The 18,421-nt window shown below is 44.4% G+C and carries 18 protein-coding genes; 11 read left to right on the forward strand and 7 right to left on the reverse strand.

Features of this window, described 5'->3' with window-relative positions; genetic code table 11:
- The first annotated feature begins 55 nt into the window (after nucleotides 1–55).
- Nucleotides 56–1,060 carry an adenosine kinase gene (locus H3V14_RS02305; RefSeq protein ID WP_198226263.1) on the forward strand — a complete coding sequence of 335 codons (1,005 nt, stop codon included), beginning with the start codon at nucleotides 56–58 and terminating at the stop codon, nucleotides 1,058–1,060.
- A gap of 250 nt (nucleotides 1,061–1,310) precedes the next feature.
- On the opposite strand, the gene H3V14_RS02310 is transcribed toward H3V14_RS02305, so the two are convergent.
- Both H3V14_RS02310 and coaBC read right to left on the reverse strand, forming a co-directional pair.
- A complete protein-coding gene (locus H3V14_RS02310) occupies nucleotides 1,311–2,615 on the reverse strand; it encodes a serine hydrolase (protein WP_198226265.1) in 1,305 nt (434 codons plus the stop codon).
- Nucleotides 2,616–2,777: 162 nt separating this feature from the next.
- Complete coding sequence (gene coaBC, locus H3V14_RS02315) at nucleotides 2,778–4,154, reverse strand: bifunctional phosphopantothenoylcysteine decarboxylase/phosphopantothenate--cysteine ligase CoaBC (protein WP_198226267.1); 1,377 nt, start codon at nucleotides 4,152–4,154, stop codon at nucleotides 2,778–2,780.
- Between the two features lie 268 nt (nucleotides 4,155–4,422).
- Between coaBC and H3V14_RS02320 the strand changes: the two genes are divergently transcribed.
- Nucleotides 4,423–5,676 carry a trypsin-like peptidase domain-containing protein gene (locus H3V14_RS02320; protein ID WP_198214209.1) on the forward strand — a complete coding sequence of 418 codons (1,254 nt, stop codon included), beginning with the start codon at nucleotides 4,423–4,425 and terminating at the stop codon, nucleotides 5,674–5,676.
- Between the two features lie 243 nt (nucleotides 5,677–5,919).
- Here H3V14_RS02320 and ubiB read toward each other — a convergent pair whose 3' ends face one another.
- Nucleotides 5,920–7,500 carry a 2-polyprenylphenol 6-hydroxylase gene (ubiB, locus tag H3V14_RS02325; protein WP_198226269.1) on the reverse strand — a complete coding sequence of 527 codons (1,581 nt, stop codon included), beginning with the start codon at nucleotides 7,498–7,500 and terminating at the stop codon, nucleotides 5,920–5,922.
- On the reverse strand, nucleotides 7,501–8,283 hold the full coding sequence (gene ubiE / locus H3V14_RS02330) for a bifunctional demethylmenaquinone methyltransferase/2-methoxy-6-polyprenyl-1,4-benzoquinol methylase UbiE (RefSeq protein WP_198226271.1): 783 nt from the start codon (nucleotides 8,281–8,283) through the stop codon (nucleotides 7,501–7,503). It abuts the gene before it with no gap.
- Nucleotides 8,284–8,444: 161 nt separating this feature from the next.
- On the opposite strand from ubiE, the gene upp reads away from it, so the two are divergent.
- Together upp and H3V14_RS02340 are read left to right on the forward strand one after the other, a co-directional pair.
- Nucleotides 8,445–9,071: a uracil phosphoribosyltransferase gene (gene upp, locus H3V14_RS02335; RefSeq protein WP_075869670.1), complete on the forward strand. Its 627-nt coding sequence runs from the start codon at nucleotides 8,445–8,447 to the stop codon at nucleotides 9,069–9,071.
- Between the two features lie 648 nt (nucleotides 9,072–9,719).
- On the forward strand, nucleotides 9,720–9,986 hold the full coding sequence (locus H3V14_RS02340; RefSeq protein ID WP_246784929.1) for a PepSY domain-containing protein: 267 nt from the start codon (nucleotides 9,720–9,722) through the stop codon (nucleotides 9,984–9,986).
- On the opposite strand, the gene H3V14_RS02345 is transcribed toward H3V14_RS02340, so the two are convergent.
- Nucleotides 9,987–10,493 carry a Fur family transcriptional regulator gene (locus H3V14_RS02345; RefSeq protein ID WP_198226275.1) on the reverse strand — a complete coding sequence of 169 codons (507 nt, stop codon included), beginning with the start codon at nucleotides 10,491–10,493 and terminating at the stop codon, nucleotides 9,987–9,989.
- Nucleotides 10,494–10,719: 226 nt separating this feature from the next.
- On the opposite strand from H3V14_RS02345, the gene H3V14_RS02350 reads away from it, so the two are divergent.
- The 6 genes from H3V14_RS02350 (at nucleotide 10,720) to H3V14_RS02375 (ending at nucleotide 16,531) form a co-directional block, all read left to right on the forward strand.
- Nucleotides 10,720–11,574 (forward strand): metal ABC transporter substrate-binding protein, encoded by an 855-nt coding sequence (locus tag H3V14_RS02350; protein ID WP_225867786.1) that lies wholly within the window; start codon nucleotides 10,720–10,722, stop codon nucleotides 11,572–11,574.
- Nucleotides 11,571–12,404, forward strand: a complete 834-nt coding sequence (locus H3V14_RS02355) for a manganese/iron ABC transporter ATP-binding protein (RefSeq protein WP_198226277.1) — start codon at nucleotides 11,571–11,573, stop codon at nucleotides 12,402–12,404. The genes H3V14_RS02350 and H3V14_RS02355 overlap by 4 nt, the downstream gene beginning before the upstream one ends.
- Nucleotides 12,401–13,252 (forward strand): metal ABC transporter permease, encoded by an 852-nt coding sequence (locus H3V14_RS02360; protein WP_198221432.1) that lies wholly within the window; start codon nucleotides 12,401–12,403, stop codon nucleotides 13,250–13,252. The genes H3V14_RS02355 and H3V14_RS02360 overlap by 4 nt, the downstream gene beginning before the upstream one ends.
- Nucleotides 13,249–14,157: a metal ABC transporter permease gene (locus H3V14_RS02365; protein ID WP_198226278.1), complete on the forward strand. Its 909-nt coding sequence runs from the start codon at nucleotides 13,249–13,251 to the stop codon at nucleotides 14,155–14,157. Before H3V14_RS02360 ends, H3V14_RS02365 begins: the two co-directional genes overlap by 4 nt.
- 60 nt (nucleotides 14,158–14,217) lie before the next feature.
- Nucleotides 14,218–14,991: a glycosyltransferase family 25 protein gene (locus H3V14_RS02370; protein ID WP_198226280.1), complete on the forward strand. Its 774-nt coding sequence runs from the start codon at nucleotides 14,218–14,220 to the stop codon at nucleotides 14,989–14,991.
- Between the two features lie 919 nt (nucleotides 14,992–15,910).
- Nucleotides 15,911–16,531, forward strand: coding sequence for a L,D-transpeptidase (locus H3V14_RS02375; RefSeq protein WP_075869677.1), 621 nt, complete (start codon nucleotides 15,911–15,913; stop codon nucleotides 16,529–16,531).
- A gap of 264 nt (nucleotides 16,532–16,795) precedes the next feature.
- Here H3V14_RS02375 and H3V14_RS02380 read toward each other — a convergent pair whose 3' ends face one another.
- Entirely contained in the window at nucleotides 16,796–17,179 is a 384-nt protein-coding gene (locus H3V14_RS02380) for a YbaN family protein (RefSeq protein WP_075869679.1), read from the reverse strand.
- 171 nt (nucleotides 17,180–17,350) lie between these two features.
- On the opposite strand from H3V14_RS02380, the gene H3V14_RS02385 reads away from it, so the two are divergent.
- Entirely contained in the window at nucleotides 17,351–17,743 is a 393-nt protein-coding gene (locus H3V14_RS02385; RefSeq protein WP_198226282.1) for a septal ring lytic transglycosylase RlpA family protein, read from the forward strand.
- 51 nt (nucleotides 17,744–17,794) lie between these two features.
- Here H3V14_RS02385 and H3V14_RS02390 read toward each other — a convergent pair whose 3' ends face one another.
- Nucleotides 17,795–18,367, reverse strand: coding sequence for an HdeD family acid-resistance protein (locus tag H3V14_RS02390; RefSeq protein WP_178391766.1), 573 nt, complete (start codon nucleotides 18,365–18,367; stop codon nucleotides 17,795–17,797).
- Nucleotides 18,368–18,421: the final 54 nt, after the last annotated feature.

Genomic DNA, 18,421 nt, shown 5'->3' on the forward strand with positions numbered 1-18,421 from the left:
TTTTGTGTTCTGAACGAGTAATGAGCGAGGGAGAATAAAATACGGAGAGAGCGAGATGGCACATTATGATGTTTTGGCAATCGGCAATGCTATTGTCGATGTAATTGCCCGTACCGATGAAGATTTTCTGGTCAATAATGGCATCATTAAAGGGGCGATGAATCTGATTGATGCTAAACGTGCCGAACTTCTCTATTCGCGCATGGGACAGGCAGTCGAAACATCGGGCGGCAGTGCGAGCAATACAGCCGCCGCACTTGCCAATCTTGGCGGCAAAGCCGCTTTTATGGGAAAAGTTGCAGCCGATCATTTGGGGCAGGTTTTTGCCCATGATCTTCGTGGACAAGGTGTTGTTTATGACACACGTCCTTTGCAGGGCGGTGCTCCGACCGCCCGTTGTATGATTTTCAACACGCCCGATGGCGAACGCTCGATGAATACCTATCTCGGAGCGTGTGTCGAATTCGGACCGGAAGACGTCGAGGCAACAAAAGTTGCTGATTCGAAAGTTATCTATTTTGAAGGTTATTTGTGGGATCCGCCGCGGGCAAAACAGGCTATGCGGCTTGCTGCAAAAATCGCTCATGAAAATGGAAACCAGATGGCCATTACTCTTTCTGATTCCTTCTGTGTTGACCGTTATCGGGATGAATTTCTGGAACTTATCCGCACCGGTACGGTCGATATCGTCTTTTCAAACGAATCGGAACTTCTTTCACTTTATGAAACATCTTCATTCGATATGGCCATTACAGCCATAAGAAACGATGTTCGCGGCTTTGCCTGCGTAACGCGCAATGCCAATGGGTCTATTGTCACGTCGAGAGAAAAAACATTCACAGCCGGCATTTATCCGGTTGAACATGTGGTCGACCAGACCGGTGCCGGTGATGTTTATGCTGCCGGCTTTCTTTATGGTTATACAAACGGGATGTCGTTTATTGATAGTGCGCGTCTTGGTGCACTTTGTGCCAGCGCCATCATCCAGCAAACCGGCCCTCGTGCGCAGTTTTCATTGAGAGATTTTGCAACGCAAGCAGGCCTGATCCAAGCCGGATAAGTTGAATTACACTTATTTAAACGATGAGGTTTCACCCTATCTGCTGCAGCGAACAATAGCTTTAGGACTTAAGTTTTAGCCGTCGAAAAATCGCCGGCAATAATGGGGTACGTGAAAAACTTGCCTGAAAGAAAACGGGCTCCTATCCATTGATAGGAGCCCTTTCGAATTTTAGATCACAAATGTAAAGTTGCGATTCCGGCAAAAAGATAAATCAAAGTTATCCGCTTTTGCCGGTTTTTATGACCGTTTATTGATTAAGGCTGTTGGAAATTGCATTGAACATCAATGAAGCTTCAAGTGGTTCGGCAGAAAAAGATGGTTCGGCTTTTTCCCATGTCGACCACTGGACAATCACCATATTCTCCTGCTGGTTGACAACCAGCATCTGCCCGTAAATTCCCAAGCCCCACATTGTTTCCGAACTGCTCAGACCAAGCTTGGGTGAAACGTTTTCCGCAGATTGAGGTACAGCATTGTTCCACCATTCAAACCCGTAACTTCCTTCCGGGTGATTTTTATTAACCGAATTTGTTGCTTTGTTCCATGTGCGCGCATCAACGACCCAATGATCAGGCAGAATCGTTTTGCCGTCGGGAAGGAAACCGTTATAAAGAACAAATTGTCCGAATTTTCCCCAGTCTTCCAATGTTGCATTAAAGCCGTGAGCACCGGTATCATGCTTACCTTTTTGATAGCTATGCCATACACCGTCACTGACCATACCGTAAGGTTTCCAGATTTTCTCCTGTAAATATTGGGCAAGTGGCATCTTCACAGCTTTTTCCAAAGTGTCGCCCAAAAGCCATGCACCACCTGATGAATATGCCCAAACTTTCCCCGGCTCTGTCTGTTTTACGCGTTTTTTGTTGATTACAAGGTCATGGACACAAGTATAGGCATTGTCCAAAGCTTCACACTGGGTAAGTTTGGCAAAATCGGAATTATCGTCTTCGTAATTTTCATCCCATTTGACCCCTGATGTGTGCTGTAACAATTCCCTTATCGTGATATTTGCCCACACGGTACCTTTGACGTCAGGATTATAGCGAACGACTTTATCATCAAGAGATTTGATTTTCCCTTCCTTGAGAGCCACACCGACAAGGGTTGAAACGACGGATTTACCGACAGATCGGGATGTCCACAAAGTTCGGGGTGTATTACCGCGGCCATAAAATTCCAACACTACAACACCATTTTTTATCACCATTAATCCGGCGATCTTGTTGCGTGCTACATATTCCTGAAGGTTATAAGAATGGCCGTCGACGGTATAGGAAACACTCGACATATCATGAATTTGTCGCATCAATGGACGAGGTGTTGCGTGCTTGAAGACGTCACCGGGATAAGCGCGATAATCGTTGCGAAAGCCGATCATCCTGTCTTCCATGTTCCATTTCAACATATTTTTGACATCGGGCAATTTTTCATCGACCGGTGTGGGGCATTCTGTAAGTTCCGGCACTCCGCACTGCGAGTTCGCATAAGCATTTGGAAATGCACCAAGCCCCATCAATAGAATGCTTAATCCAAATAATTTCGTTTTCATTCCTGCCAGTGTCCTTTTTAACAGCTTTAAAAATATGTAAGTTTTCAATTGCGTATTACTAGTACGCTTCCAATTATCAACGCATTGTAAAAAGATAATTTTGATAGATATTACAAAATGTAAATTTATCGGGATGGACTTATTACCAAAAAGGTTATCCGTTCACGAAAAAAATGTTGCTATTTTTTTGCCAAGTTTTTTAGCAACGTCTTCTTTGTTCATTTCCGGCCACGTTTCGACAGCGTTACGGCTCACACATGAAATCCTGTTATAATCTCCTCCCATAACGCTTTTTCCCTCTTTATCGACAGAAACATCATTGGCCAGAATGAAATCGGCACCTTTTTTGTCAAGCTTCTTTTTCGCATTTTCGATAAGATCATTGGTCTCTGCAGCAAAACCGATAACGAGCTTCGGCCGGTTCCGGGCGTGCCCGATAGTGGCAAGAATATCGGGATTTTCGACCATTTCCAATGTCGGGGCAGATTGGCCTGCTTGTTTCTTGATTTTTTGTGCGGCACTTTCAGCACTGCGCCAATCAGCGACAGCTGCAACAAATATAGCGGCGTCGGCAGGCAAGGCGTGTTTTACCGCATCGAGCATCTCTATTGCCGTTTCAACGTGAATTGTTTCAACGCCATCCGGATCGGGAATGCTGACAGGACCGGAAACGAGTGTGACTTGTGCACCAAGATGATGCAGTGCGGCGGCAATTGCATGCCCTTGTTTGCCTGAAGAGCGGTTGGCAAGATAGCGCACTGGATCTATCGGTTCATGGGTCGGTCCCGACGTAACAACAATATGCTTGCCGGAGAGGGGGGTCCCCCCACAATCAAGCATGGATTCGGCCGCAGCAACAATTGCGAGCGGTTCGCTCATACGACCTCGACCGGCTTCTCCACTTTCGGCCATTTCGCCGCTTTCCGGGCCAATCATTCTGATATCATCGGCTATAAGAGTGCGGATATTGCGTTGTGTAGCCGGATGCTTCCACATTGCCGGATTCATTGCCGGTGCAATAAGAAGCGGGCAATTGGCTGCAAGGAGAATAGCTCCCGCAAGATCATCGGCAATGCCATTTGCCATTTTTGCAATCCGGTCGGCTGTTGCAGGTGCTAGAACAATCAAATCGGCAGAACGGGCGAGCCTGATATGGCCAATATCGTGTTCCTCATGGCGTTGAAAGAGATCGGTAAAAACATGGCCGCCTGAAAGGCTGCCTGCTGCAAGCGGCGTTACAAATTCTGTTGCCGCTTTGGTCATTACAACAGTAACCTTGGCGCCTCTTTCCTTGAGGCGGCGGATGAGATCAAGCGCTTTATAAGCGGCAACTCCGCCACTTATAATCAAAAGTATCGACTTTGATTTCAATGATTGCATTTCTTTGACACTGGCTTTTTGCGGAAATATTTCTCCATTGTAGCCTGACATCAATAACAGTCGTGCTTCTTCTTCCATAGAGCGCTTGTTTTTTGCAGCGTTAAGGCGAAGTGTTTCCTTTGCTTCATCAGGTAAATTGCGAATTGTAATACTGGCCATGGAAAACCTCTCAAGCAATCAATGAAATCAAAATATCATCCGGTTTAGCCTTTTCAAACAATCACGGCAAGTGCATCAACCGGATTTATCTTATTCTTTAACCGTTCTTCATGCGCAACTATTTTTGAATTCATTATGTATCGTTCATTATAATGTAAAAATGATTTTTAAATTTTGGGATGAAACCGTTTATTTGATATTTAAATTTTCAGACTATTTTGTCTCATATAATGATGTAATTGAAGAATTCATCATGTGGAGAGAATATATGCGTTATTTTATTCCAGAGTTGCTTTCATTTTTATTGATATTGACCACATTGAATGAAGCAACATGGGCTGAAACGCCATCTTCTACGGGTAGTGGTTTTGCTGTTACTGATGATGGCTGGATATTGACCAATGCACACGTTGTTAGAGGGTGCCAACGTGTGGAAATCGGCAATACGGGGGATGCTGTAGATCTTCGCATGGATTCCCATGATGATCTTGCCTTGATAAAGGCAGCGGCAGGAGTAAAAACGCAGGCATTGGTTTTAAGGCGTGATGTCATCCGCCTGGGCGAAGATATTATTGCACTCGGTTTTCCACTGGACGGTCTTTTATCGGATTCGATCAAAATGACGACCGGCAATGTCAATGCCCTTTCAGGTGTCGAAAATGATGCGCGTTATTTACAGATATCAACACCTATTCAGCCCGGTAATTCGGGCGGACCAGTCATTGACAGGCATGGTCACGTTATCGGTATAACCACTGCCGGACTATCGAAAAATTTTGCCGATCAAACCGGATTTATTGCACAAAATGTCAACTTCGCGCTGAGAGCAGGCGTTGCGGCACTATTTATAGAAGCGCAAGGTTTAACAGTCTCTTACGCCAATGATGATAAGGGTGCACCTGTTCCTTCAACTGCGGATATTACCGAAAAAGCAACGCCTTCGGTTTATAAGATATTGTGTTACGCCCCGACGCCAACCAACGAGGCCAATCAGACCGTAAACCAGCCATTGCCTCAATCAAATTCGTCTGCCGGCGTGCAGGGCAACGTCAACGTACCACCTGTTAATCAGCCTACCGTAACGTTCATTAATCAAAATAATTACGATGCCATCGGGTTTGATTACCGGTCTGCAAAACATGTGAGTTTCGATAATTGCTTAGAAATGTGCGAAAATGACGGGCGTTGTCAGGCACTGACCTACCACAAGCGCCTTCATGCTTGTATGCTGAAATATGATGTTGTTGCCCTTATTCGTAATAAAGACGCCGCTGCAGCCTTTATCTCAAGCAAAAGGAATAGCGTAAAAATAACCGATTTTATGGCTTTGAGTAATAAGGATATCACGGGTGGTGATTACACTTATATCGAAAATACGGATTATTTTTCCTGTTTTATAGGATGTATTGGAGATCAGCGGTGTATAGCTTTTTCATTTATCCCTAGGAAAAAGCAATGTTGGCTTAAAGATCATATGGGAACGCCAAGAGCCAAAAAAGGTGTTGAACTCGGCGTTAAATAACAGTTTCCAAATGGTTCTGTATTTCAACTTGATACTGGAATATCGGCCGGGACGCTTGTCATAAGGCGTTATAAAAATATTTTACCGGTTTGAAACGCAATCAAACCTGAAGACGAGCGTTTATTGATTAAGTAATGCAGAACGTCGGTTATAGCGTTTTGATGATGTTTTGAGCGGCGTGAAACAACACGCCGCCAAAGTTTTTGCAAAAAATGAAGCGTTCGTTGTCGTTCCGACTTTGCGTTAAACAACAAGTTTATAAGTGATAATCACCATGCAAACAGCGATTAGAATGACAGCATATCGGCCAAACCGGTTTTGTTTTCCCTGCATCAGGGCAAATCTTTTCAGCGTATCATCATCAAGATGAAGGCCTTCCTGCGCCATTTTATCGGCACCCTTCTGGATGCGTTCGACGCTTCGGACAAGTTCCGGCGTTCTGCGGGCAAAAGTAAGGAGCGATTGCGCACCTTCGGTCAAATCTTTTGCCATGCCGATGGGCCCTAAATTTTTTGTGATCCACTCTTTTACAACCGGTTCAGCTGCTTTCCACATATTGAAATGGGGATTAAGCGAACGGGAAACGCCCTCCACAACCACCATGGTTTTTTGTAACAGCAATAGTTCCGGCCGTGTTTGCATGTCGAAAAGTTCGGTCACTTCAAAAAGCAGAGTCAACAATTTGGCCATCGAAATTGTTTCAGCCGATTGACCGTGGATCGGTTCGCCTATGGCACGGTTGGCCTGTGCAAAGCTTTCCATATTTTGATGGGGCGGCACATAACCGGCTTCAAAGTGGACGTTTGCTACACGCCGATAATCGCGGGTAATAAAGCCATATAAAATTTCAGCAAGAAAACGTTTTTCCTGTTTGCCGAGCCTTCCGGTAATGCCCAAATCGACTGCAACGATACATCCATCTTTATCAACAAAAAGATTGCCCGGATGCATATCCGCGTGGAAAAAACCATCGCGCAATGTATGTTTCAGGAAGGATTGCATAAGGGTGACAGCAAGTGCATCAAGATCGAAACCGGCGGCTTTAAGCCCTTCGATATCCGACATTTTGATGCCGTCAATCCATTCCATGGTCAGAACATCACGTCCTGTGCGCTCCCAATCGACTGCGGGAACACGAAAACCTTTATCATTTGCTGTGTTCTCGGCAATTTCAGAGAGTGCCGCCGCTTCAAGGCGCAAATCCATTTCAATTTTTGTGGTTTGTGCCAATGTGTCAACAACGCTGACCGGCTTCAATCGCCGTGCTGCCGGCACATAGCGTTCCTGCATTTCTGCAGCAAGGTAAAATCCCTCAAGATCTTTGGCAAAACGCCGCCTTACTCCGGGGCGGATAACCTTGACGGCGACTTTACGAAGACTCCCGTCAGGGTTCCGCACGGTTGCGGGGTGAACTTGTGCCATCGAGGCGGCGGCAATTGCCGGACCGAATTCGACAAAAAGATCATCTATTTTGCGGCCGAGCGAACCTTCGATTTGCGCAATAGCCTGTTCATGAGGAAAGGTATCGACGTGGTCCTGGAGGCTCGACAAGTCTTTTGCTACTTCCGATCCGACAATATCGGGACGGGTTGCAAGAAATTGTCCAAGCTTGATGTAGGATGGACCAAGCTTGTTTATTGCCCGTGACATATTTTCCGACCGGTTGGTTTTTTTACTTCTTTTTCTGGCAAACCAGCCGGCGAAACGATGGAAAAATGCGAGCGAAGCGGGTAATCCATCGCTTGGGAGTGCGCTTAACACACCTTCTCGTGCCAGAATGAAGCCGACACGCATAAGACGGAAGGATGCGGTAAGTTTTGACATTCAGATTTTCCAGCCGGAATGTATGGCAGCAATGCCACCGGTCAGATTACGGTAGCTGACATGTGAAAAACCGGCTGTCCGTATCATTGCAGCAAAATCTTCCTGCTTGGGAAATTTGCGGATAGATTCGATCAGATAGCGGTAAGACTCTTTGTCACCGGCAATCATCTGGCCAACGCGCGGTATGCCCTGAAATGACCAGATGTCATAGAGTTTATCAAGAATCGGCATTTGAACTTCCGAAAATTCCAGACACATAAACCGCCCACCCGGCTTTAAAACGCGAAAGGCTTCCGACAAGGCTTTGGCAATGTGGGGAACATTGCGAATGCCGAATGCAATCGTATAAGCATCGAATGTATTGTCTTCAAAGGGAAGTTTTTCGGCGTTGGCCTCGACAAAATCAAGATAGGGCATGAGGCCGTTTTTCTTTGCCCGTTCGCGCCCGACTTCCAGCATGGAACTGTTGATGTCAAGAACCGTTGCATGGGCATGGCGACCGGAAGCTTCAACAATACGGAAAGCAATGTCGCCCGTACCACCAGCCACATCAAGTACTTTATAACCATTAAGATGCGAAGGGTGAAGCCATGCAACAAATGCATCTTTCCACAGGCGGTGCATGCCTACCGACATGACATCATTCATGATATCGTATTTTTTGGCCACAGAATGGAAAACTCCGTTGACCATCGACTGTTTTTCCGATTCGTCGACTTTCTTAAAACCGAATGTTTCTTCCATCCCGCCTTTTGCGCCGACGCGCTCTGTCTCAGCAGTCATATTTGTGACCTTTCAAATTTATCCCGTCTTTTTCTAGCCTAACTTATCCGTTTAGGGAATGGGTTCTGATGAAAAAGTAGGAACAGTCGAGCTTCGCCCTTTTCATTCCACTTCAATGGTTTTATACGACATATAGAATGCTGTAATGAGGAGAAAAGCCCATGGGTTTAACAATTGTTTCCCACCCTCTTGTCCAACACAAATTGACAATGATGCGCCGCAAAGAAACATCGACTGCCGAATTTCGCCAGCTTGTGCGGGAAACAGCATTCTTGCTTGGTTATGAAGTCACCCGCGATCTGGAGCTTGAAACCGTTCACATCGAAACACCGATGGAAGAAATGGAAGCTCCCATGCTCAAGGGCAAAAAGCTCGTTCTTGCCTCGATTTTGAGAGCAGGTGAGGGGCTGCTTTTCGGCATGCTTGATCTTTTGCCGTCTGCACGCGTTTGTCATATAGGCCTTTACCGTGACCATAATACACTTGAAGCGGTCGAATATTATTTCAAAGCACCTGAAGATATTTCAGAGCGATTGGTTATTGTGGTTGATCCTATGCTTGCAACCGGAAATTCGGCTGTCAAAGCCATTGAACAATTGAAAAAACATGGCGCTAAAGAAATACGGTTTGTGTGCATATTAAGTGTTGAGCAGGGAATCAAACAGTTGCAAAAGGCTCATCCCGATGTCGATATTTTCACTGCATCGGTTGATCGGGCACTTAATCCCGCGTCCTACATTCTTCCCGGTTTGGGCGATGCAGGCGACCGTATGTTCGGCACAAAATAGCGCCGCTTAATGAAAGACCAAGTACCACAAAAGCCCGGCCGTGTGGGGTATCTCACGTGCAGAACATAAAAAGAGCACAATAAATGCTTGGTTTATGTTCTGTAATATGCGGTTTTCAGGAGCGAACCTCTTTTCTGACAATCTGTGAGGCAGTGTATTCATTTTATATCAAAACGATGAAACCGTTTTTGCTGTAAAAATTCGGGTTAAAGCTTACATTTTGTTTGAATTTCCGGCAAGTTTGATCACACAGAAAAACCTTTAACGTGTATGAAAACGGTTTTTGACGCACATAGATAAAAACAACAAGCCTTGATTGTTAGATCCGGTTGTCACGATTCGAGTGGTGATATGCCGGATCAGAGTAGAATTTTCTTTTGTGTTTAAATGCTGGGATGATTATTCAAGGATTATTAATCGGGAAAATTGTTTCCGGCAGCATCAGTTGAATGCAAAAGCTCTTACTGATTAAACGTTTTTTGCGTTTTTTGACCGGTAATCGGAAGATTGACAAACAGATTATGACGAGATTTTGCTCTTGTATCGGGAGGAATAAAAACCATATGCGATAAACGGGTACCAAAAGTTATCTGCAATTTCTGGTGGTACAACGGGTCAACAATACGAATGGAGGATTAAGATATGATAATGAACAAAATTCGCATGCTTGCACTTGCTGCTGCCACTGCAACTATTGGTTTAGCCAGTTTTTCAAGCTCGTCTTTTGCGGCAGAAAATGCACGTATCAGCTGGTCGGCTTTGACCACAAAACTGGAACAAAGCGGTTTTAAAATTCGCGAGCTTGATGAAAAGCACGAAGGCTGGAAAGCCGAAGTAATTGACAAAAACAATCATCGCCTCAAGCTCTACATCGATCGTCAGGGCAATATAACTCGCCAAAAAGTCGATGATTGATTATCGGGCGTGAACGGCGTCCGATTTCATAACCGGTTTTCCCGAAACATTCGGGATGCCGGTTTTTTTGACAAGATGAATAGCAACATCAATATGGCTTATTTCGAAGCCTTCAGGGGGAAGAGGGAGCTTTTGTACATCCGGTTCATGACCATAAAGGGCAATGACTTTTCCGCTCTCGTAGTGGAAAAAACTGCTATTACGGCAATTGGTAATAAAGAATGATTTTTGTCCGGAAGATGCAACCGGCCTGACCAATCCTGCTTTGGTAAAATGATGCAGGGTGTTATAGATTGTCGCAAGGGAAATAAACTCACCGGAAGAAGCGATATCTTCATAAAGGCGGTTTGCATCTATCAGGCATTTTTTTCTACCAAAGATATATTTTGCAACAATCAATCTTTGACGTGTGACGCGAAGCCCGCAATTTTCCAATATATCATGGATCGGGGTTGCGTTTTTTGTGCTCTTGACGACCGGACGGATGTGTCCCGTAAAATCCAACATAAACGCTCCTTGTCAGTCACTGGTTATAAGCAAATACCTAAAAATCGCTGTTTAATTATTGCAAATAGTTTGCAGTTGCAATTAACGATATGATTTGTTACGCAATATAGAATTTGCAAATCATTTGCAATAAGAAAATTAAGTGTGAGGATTTTTGAATATGAAACCTGCTTTTTTACAACAGGTCGGTCTCAAAACATTTGTATCCGCAGTTATAGTTGTTTTGATGAGTCTTTTTTCAGCTGCAAACAGTTTTGCTGCTCAGAAATTCAAGGCTGTAACAACATTTACTGTTATCGCCGATATGGCACAAAATGTTGCGGGAGATGCAGCCGAAGTCCAGTCAATAACCAAACCGGGTGCAGAAATTCATGAATATCAACCGACACCGCAGGACTTGATGCGGGCCCAAGGTGCCAATCTTATTTTGTGGAACGGGTTGAATCTGGAATTATGGTTCGAGAAATTTTTTGACAATATTCATGATGTGCCGGGGGTTGTCGTTTCAACCGGTGTTGATCCTATGAGCATCAACGAGGGGCCATATAATGGCAAACCCAATCCCCATGCATGGATGTCGCCCACATCTGCTTTGATCTATGTCGACAATATCCGCGATGCGTTTGTGAAATATGATCCGGAAAACGCTGAAACTTACAAGCAAAACGCAGAAATTTACAAAGCCAAGATCAGAGCAACGATTGATCCGATCAAGGCAGAACTTTCAGGCTTGCCGGAAGATCGCCGCTGGTTGGTTACGAGTGAAGGTGCGTTCAGCTATCTTGCCCGCGATTTTAATTTGAAAGAACTTTATCTTTGGCCGATCAATGCAGACCAGCAAGGCACGCCCCAACAAGTTAAACATGTCATCGATGCCGTGAGAAAATACAACATTCCTGTGGTTTTTTCGGAAAGTACAATTTCGGATGCACCAGCCAAACAGGTTGCTCGTGAAACCGGCGCCAAATATGGCGGTGTGCTCTATGTCGACTCGCTGTCCGAGGCTGACGGCATTGTTCCTACATATATTGATCTTCTGAAAGTAACAAGTTCCACTATTGCCAAGGGACTAGCCCAATGAAGACTGAAGGAATTTCAGCATCACATATCACAGTGACCTACCGTAATGGACATACGGCACTGCGCGACTCAAGTTTTGAAACACCGACAGGTTCTATTACTGCATTGGTTGGAATTAACGGTTCCGGCAAGTCGACCTTATTCAAAGCTATCATGGGATTTGTGCGTCTATCGCGCGGTTCCATCACTGTTTTCGGTATGCCGGTGCGCAATGCATTGAAGAAAAATCTTGTCGCTTATGTTCCGCAATCGGAAGATGTCGATTGGAATTTTCCGGTGCTGGTTGAAGATGTTGTTATGATGGGCCGTTATGGCCACATGAATTTTCTGCGCCAGCCAAAAGATGTCGATTATGCAGCCGTGACAGATGCTTTGCAGCGGGTCAATATGCTTCCCTTTCGCAAGCGTCAGATTGGTGAGTTGTCCGGCGGGCAAAAAAAACGCGTTTTTCTGGCCCGCGCTATAGCGCAGGAAGCAAAGGTCATTTTACTTGATGAACCTTTTACCGGCGTTGATGTCAAAACCGAAGACCAAATCATTGCGTTGCTTAAAGAAATGCGCAAAAGCGGTGCCGTTATGCTGGTTTCTACGCATAATCTTGGCTCGGTGCCCGAATTTTGCGATCGCACGGTTTTAATAAAGGGCACGGTTTTGGGTTATGGTCCGACGTCCGAAATTTTCACCGAAGAAAACCTCACAAAAACCTTTGGTGGTGCATTAAGACATCAGGTGGTTAGCCCTCAACAAACATTAACCGGAGTTGATGTCGTCAGCGATGATGAAGACCCGCTTGTGCTTTCTCCTTATCAGCAAGAGACTTTGCCACAATGATAGACCAGCTTCTGGAACCTTTTTCTTATGATTTTATGATAAACGCGATGTGGGTTTCCGCATTGGTTGGATGTGTTTGTGCATTTCTTTCGGCATTTTTGATGCTTAAAGGCTGGTCGTTGATTGGCGATGCACTTTCCCATTCGATTGTACCCGGTGTTGCCGGTGCCTATATGTTGGGCTTACCGTTTTCGTTGGGCGCTTTTTTCTCGGGTGGGCTTGCGGCCACTGCCATGCTGTTTTTCAACGAGCGAACGAAATTGAAAGAAGACACCATCATAGGTCTCATTTTTTCGTCCTTTTTCGCACTCGGGTTATTTATGAAATCTTTAAAACCGATGGCCGTGAGCATTGATACAATAGTGCTCGGCAATATTCTGGCGGTAAGTCCGACAGATATTTTCCAGCTCGCAATGATCGGCATCATTTCACTCGTTATACTCTTCATCAAATGGAAAGATATGATGGTGACTTTCTTTGACGAAAATCATGCCCGTTCAATCGGTATAAACACCAAAGGATTGAAAATCCTGTTTTTTGCCCTGCTTGCGGCTTCAACAGTTGCAGCCATGCAAACGGTAGGAGCCTTTCTGGTCATCAGTCTTGTCGTCACTCCGGGAGCGACCGCTTATTTGATAACCGACCGTTTTCAACGTTTGATTGTTCTTTCGGTTGTGATCGGCATTCTCACGAGTATTGTCGGCGTTTATTTAAGTTACCTTATTCATGCTCAAACTGGCGGCGTCATTGTATTGTTGCAAGCACTGTTATTTGCTTCGAGTTTTTTCTTTGCCCCCAAACACGGTTTTATCGCGGCACGCCTGCGCGCGAAGAAAGTTCAATCATGATGGATACCCTTCTATTTCCCTTCCAATTTCCTTTCATGATCAGGGGAATGTTGATTACGATGATCGTTGCAGTGCCGATGGCAATGCTGTCCTGCTTTCTGGTTTTGAAAGGATGGTCCCTTTTAGGGGATGCTATTTCCCACGCTGTTTTTCCGGGTGTCGTTGCGGGCTATATGATGACACCGTTCACGATGTTTGTTCTGGGACTTATACCTTTTATCAGTGCCGAAGCCATCAACCGGTCCGATGTTACCATGGCAATGATGGCCTTCGGTGCGTTTCTTGCTGGCATGGTTTGTGCGGTTCTCACCGGCTTTTTGGGGGCAAACAGCCGTATCAAGCAAGACACAGTGATGGGAGTGGTGTTTTCTTCAATGTTCGGTTTAGGATTGGTTATGGCAACCAGCATTGAAAGCGAGCTTCATCTCAATCACATTCTGTTCGGCCATTTGTTAGGTGTAAATTGGCTTGATATTTCCGAGACTTTTATCATCTCGTTTTTGGTGGCTGTTACCCTTGGTGCAAAATGGCGCGATTTCCTGCTTTTCACGTTTGATCCCATTCAGGCTAAAGCTGTAGGTCTCAATGTCCGTTTTTTGCATTATGCCTTGCTTACAATGATTTCCCTGACAATCGTTGCAGCATTGAAAGCTGTGGGGATAATTTTGGCTATTTCTTTACTTATCGCGCCCGGTGCCATTGCCTATCTCGTAACGAAGCGTTTTTCGTTCATGATTTCGATAGCTGTTGCAATTGCGGTTTTTAGCAGCTTTTTCGGTGTTTATGCAAGTGCGTTTCTTGGTTCCGATGCTGCGTCGACAATTGTGCTGATCATGACTCTTCTCTTTGTCATTACGTTTCTTTTTATATCAATTACAGCGCGCATTCGCTCATCAGCAGCTTGAGTATTGTCCCCGTTTAATGTTAGAAGCTTAAGCCTAACTTGTCACTGAGGCTTAAGCTCCATGAAACGTTATGTGATTAATCTTGATCGCTCCGAAGAGAGGTTAATTCATATAAAAAGCATATTTACCAAACAAGGTCTCGATTTCACCCGAGTTAAAGCCGTTGACGGACATTTTTTGTCTGACGAGCAATTCGACAAGCTGACGCGTATTCGCAAGTGGCCTAAAAAACTCACAAGAGCCGAAGTCGGCTGTTTTCTCAGTCATCTTGAATGCTGGCGGTTGATTGCTGAAGGCGATGACCCCTATGGGGCGGTGTTCGAAGACGATATAAAACTTTCCACCCATGCTCATCAGTTTTTGAAAAATGCGGATTGGGTGCCTGAAGGGTGTGATATCGTTAAGCTGGATACTGCCCAAATCGTTTGTGTTTTAAAAAAATTCGATACTGAACTTGCCGACAATTATAAACTTGGACGGCTGGTGACCAAACATTATTGTTCTGGCGGCTACATTATATCCAAAGCTTGTGCCAGACGACTATATGATGAAGTCAAACTTGTTACTGCACCGATTGATGAAATTATGTACAATCCGGAATGCGGAGTTTTCGGGTCACTTAATATCGAACAAATTTTTCCGGCGATTGTTGTCCAGATCGGACTTACCAGCACCATTCTTTTGGAACGAAAAAAAGCCAAAACTATCAAACCGGATCGTCAATTTCTACAAAAAGTATGTCGCGAACTAAATCGTTTTAAAAAACGTTATCTGAAACCTTGGTTTTTTAAGACATTTTTCCACTATTATTGGGGCGTTGTGCCCTTTCGCTAACCGTAACCGTTTGAAAACAAACGGCTTTCTATATGCATAACAGCTATGCATAATTGTGGGTTGTTGTTCAGCGGCTGATGCAATATTTTACGTCTTGCTGGATTACTCCTCCTCCCAAATCCAGCAAGTTGAATGCAGCACCTCCTCCTCCCATAGCTGCATTCGGAATCAAAGGCTGCGCATCTCCTCCCGCGCGGCCTTTTTCTTTTCCGGTATTTTTATTTGTTTTGCCCTTGATTTTAGTAGTTTTGATTGTCTATCCCGATCAACCTTATCCATTCATCAAATCATATCCGATAAAATAATCGCCAAATTACCTGATCAACCTGAAATTATTTTGCTCCGTCGAGCATTTCAAAATCAGGTGGCTTGAAGATGTTCAAGCAAAGAACCTTTCGTTTTCCGGCATTAAAAAGGCTCATTCTTCCTCTATCTGTTAAGAATGTTAATTTACTTCGGTGTTGCGACAAAGTAAAAAATACGGTTTGAAAATCACAAAATCGAGATCATTATAACAATATTATATTTTATGCGTTTTCTCTCTATCGCAATATTATTGTATTTATGAAAATTATTAATGAAAATATCAACGTGTAATTGAATTTTTAAATCTATCCCAAGTAAATTCCTTTATTTTTCGAAAAAAATATTCATCCGAAAAATATTTCATGAATGACCTTCGTTGCTTTTGCAACTTCGAAGTTTCTCGTTCATCTTTTCTAGACAACTCGAAAGACCAGTCTGTTTTGGTCTCGTTTGAAGCAAAAAACGGGGTAAAATTTTTCAACCAAACAGTTTTTTCTATCAAAATTACGCAAACTGTATAAGGTTAATAGCCTATTAACAATCGCGGATTTAATTGAGTGACACGAATACGATTCGTGTCTGCTGATTTGACCTATTGATTAAAGAGGGGAATATGCGCGTAAAATTTGTTTTGTTAGCTGCCGGACTGCTCGCCAGCGCAACGCTTGCCGGTTGTACAACAACAGGAGGCTCGTCATCAACGCTTGCGGCCTATTCTCAGGTCAATGATGGTGGTTTTGTTATACCCGCAATCAAAGCAAACGAGATCAAGCCGGAGTTTCGCCGCCAGATTGTCGGCTATCCCAGTGATGAGAAACCCGGCACAATTATCATCGATACCGGAGCCAAATATCTTTATTATATCATGCCGGATGGCAAGGCTATGCGTTATGGCATCGGCGTAGGGCGTGATGGTTTCCGCTGGACGGGTAACGCTACAATCGGGCGCAAGGCAGAATGGCCTAACTGGGTACCGCCACAGCGTATGTTGGTACGTCAACCTGAATTGAAAGAGTTTGCCGGTGGAATGAAACCGGGCTTGCAAAATCCGCTTGGTGCTCGGGCACTCTATCTCTATAAAGATGGTAAAGACAGTATGTTCAGGCTGCATGGCACACCTGAATGGTGGTCAATTGGCACCAATGTTTCATCCGGCTGCATCCGTCTTATCAATCAGGATATTATAGACCTCTATAACCGCACGGAAATTGGTGCAAAGGTGATTGTAAAATAGCCCGAAGCCGGTTGTAAAATAATTGGCGTCGAATGTTATCTCTGTTTAAAGCGCGGATTCTTCCGCGCTTTTTTATTTGTTGATTTGATAGTTGTTTTTATGAAAAATCGGAAAATAAGGCTCATTGGGAAGTTCACGAAAGAAGCTCGAATTTTCTTTGACAAAAGCGGAACGAATGAAAATTATTTTCATTGTAGAGCCGTCATTCCGGTTCTCAAGACCGGTGACAAGATTCATGTCCTGAAACCGTAAGCGGCCGAAACGTTAGCGGGACGGTCGCGTCAAAATATAGATAGAAATTAAAATTAATACGGCAATTGTTATCAATGCCAACCATAAAACCGGTTGGGCAATGAGCAAGAACGAACAAAAACCGACAGCCATTCCGCCAACAGCAAGGAATTTGATAAAAGGTGATATGACCCCTTGTTCTTCCCATTGTTTGATCGGGGGGCCGAAAACCTTGTGGTTATGAAGCCAATTATGAAAACGCGGAGATGACCTTGCGAAACACCACGACGCAACAAGCAAAAATGGCACTGTCGGCATAATAGGTAGAACGGCGCCAACAATCCCCAAAACAATCATAAGACAACCGATCACCAGATAGATAATGCGTAACGGCGTCGGTGTGTTGGATTCTTTCATCTTTCGTCCATGCTTATTAAAAATGCAGGGTTGCATAGAAAATTGACCCAAAATAGGTCAACTAATTGATAATAATGGCAAAAATGCCTTTTCACGGCCATGTGAACGACACAACCATAGGTTATATCCTCATTTCGCTTAATCCCCGAAACTCCAACCAGTTAGCAGGATATGTGTTTTTTAGCCGATAAAATAAGACTTCTACCGTTCTTGGCAGCAATCTTTGTTGTCAGTTTTATCAATCTTGGTCAAGCCAGTGTACACCATGGCAATGTCAGTCATGGTAACCAGTGCGGCGGTGCATCATGGTATGCATTGCACTCGAAAACGGCCTCTGGTGAAAAGATGAATCCTTTCGGTATGACAGCAGCGCATAAGACATTACCGCTTGGAAGCAAAATTCGCGTGACCAATAAATTCAATGGAAAATCGATTATCGTACGTATTAATGATCGCGGGCCGTTTATTGCCGGTCGTATACTCGATTTGTCCAAAGGTGCAGCCGCCGAGCTTGGCTTCGTGCAACACGGACTAACAAATATTTGTTATGAACGGTTAAGCTGAGATAAAAGTTAAAAAAGGGGAAGAATATTCTTCCCCTTTTTTATTCAAACTTTATAGGCCCGAATTTTTAAGCGAATGTAACCCGATTGCAAAACCGATCCAGCCCCATCCCTGAAAGATCAGATCAATCGACAGGAACAATCCCAAAACCCATAGTGTATTGGCAGGCCAGCCGGTCGTAATAATAAGGCCGGCAATAGCGGTAATGATACCTGCAGCAATAATCCATCCATGACCTTTGAGTTCGCGGCTCTGAAAACCGATAACCACACGGATAACGCCGGCAACGACTAGCAAAAATCCGAGCAGGAAAGTGAAGACAGCCGCTGCCAGAACCGGTTGAACAAGGCAGACAATGCCACCGAATGTATAAAGAATACCGGCTAACAACCAGTAGAAAAAACGGCCCCAACTTTTAACGCCGAAAGCGTGGATGATCTGCACGATACCACCTACAAGCATCATAATGCCGATATAAATAGCAACGGCTTCCGTTGCAAAAGGTAATGTGAAAGCGGCAATAATACCGACAACAAGAAGGATGATTCCAAGAACCAAAAACCAGCCCCATTTCGCCGATAGCTCGTGTGCACCTTCCAACGGATTCCAATTATTTGAACTCACGACGGTTTTCCTTTTCAAAATGACTGTTCCAGAACATTACGTTTTATGGCATTG

The organism is Bartonella sp. W8151, assembly GCF_016100385.1.
GTDB classification, from domain to species: domain Bacteria; phylum Pseudomonadota; class Alphaproteobacteria; order Rhizobiales; family Rhizobiaceae; genus Bartonella; species Bartonella apis.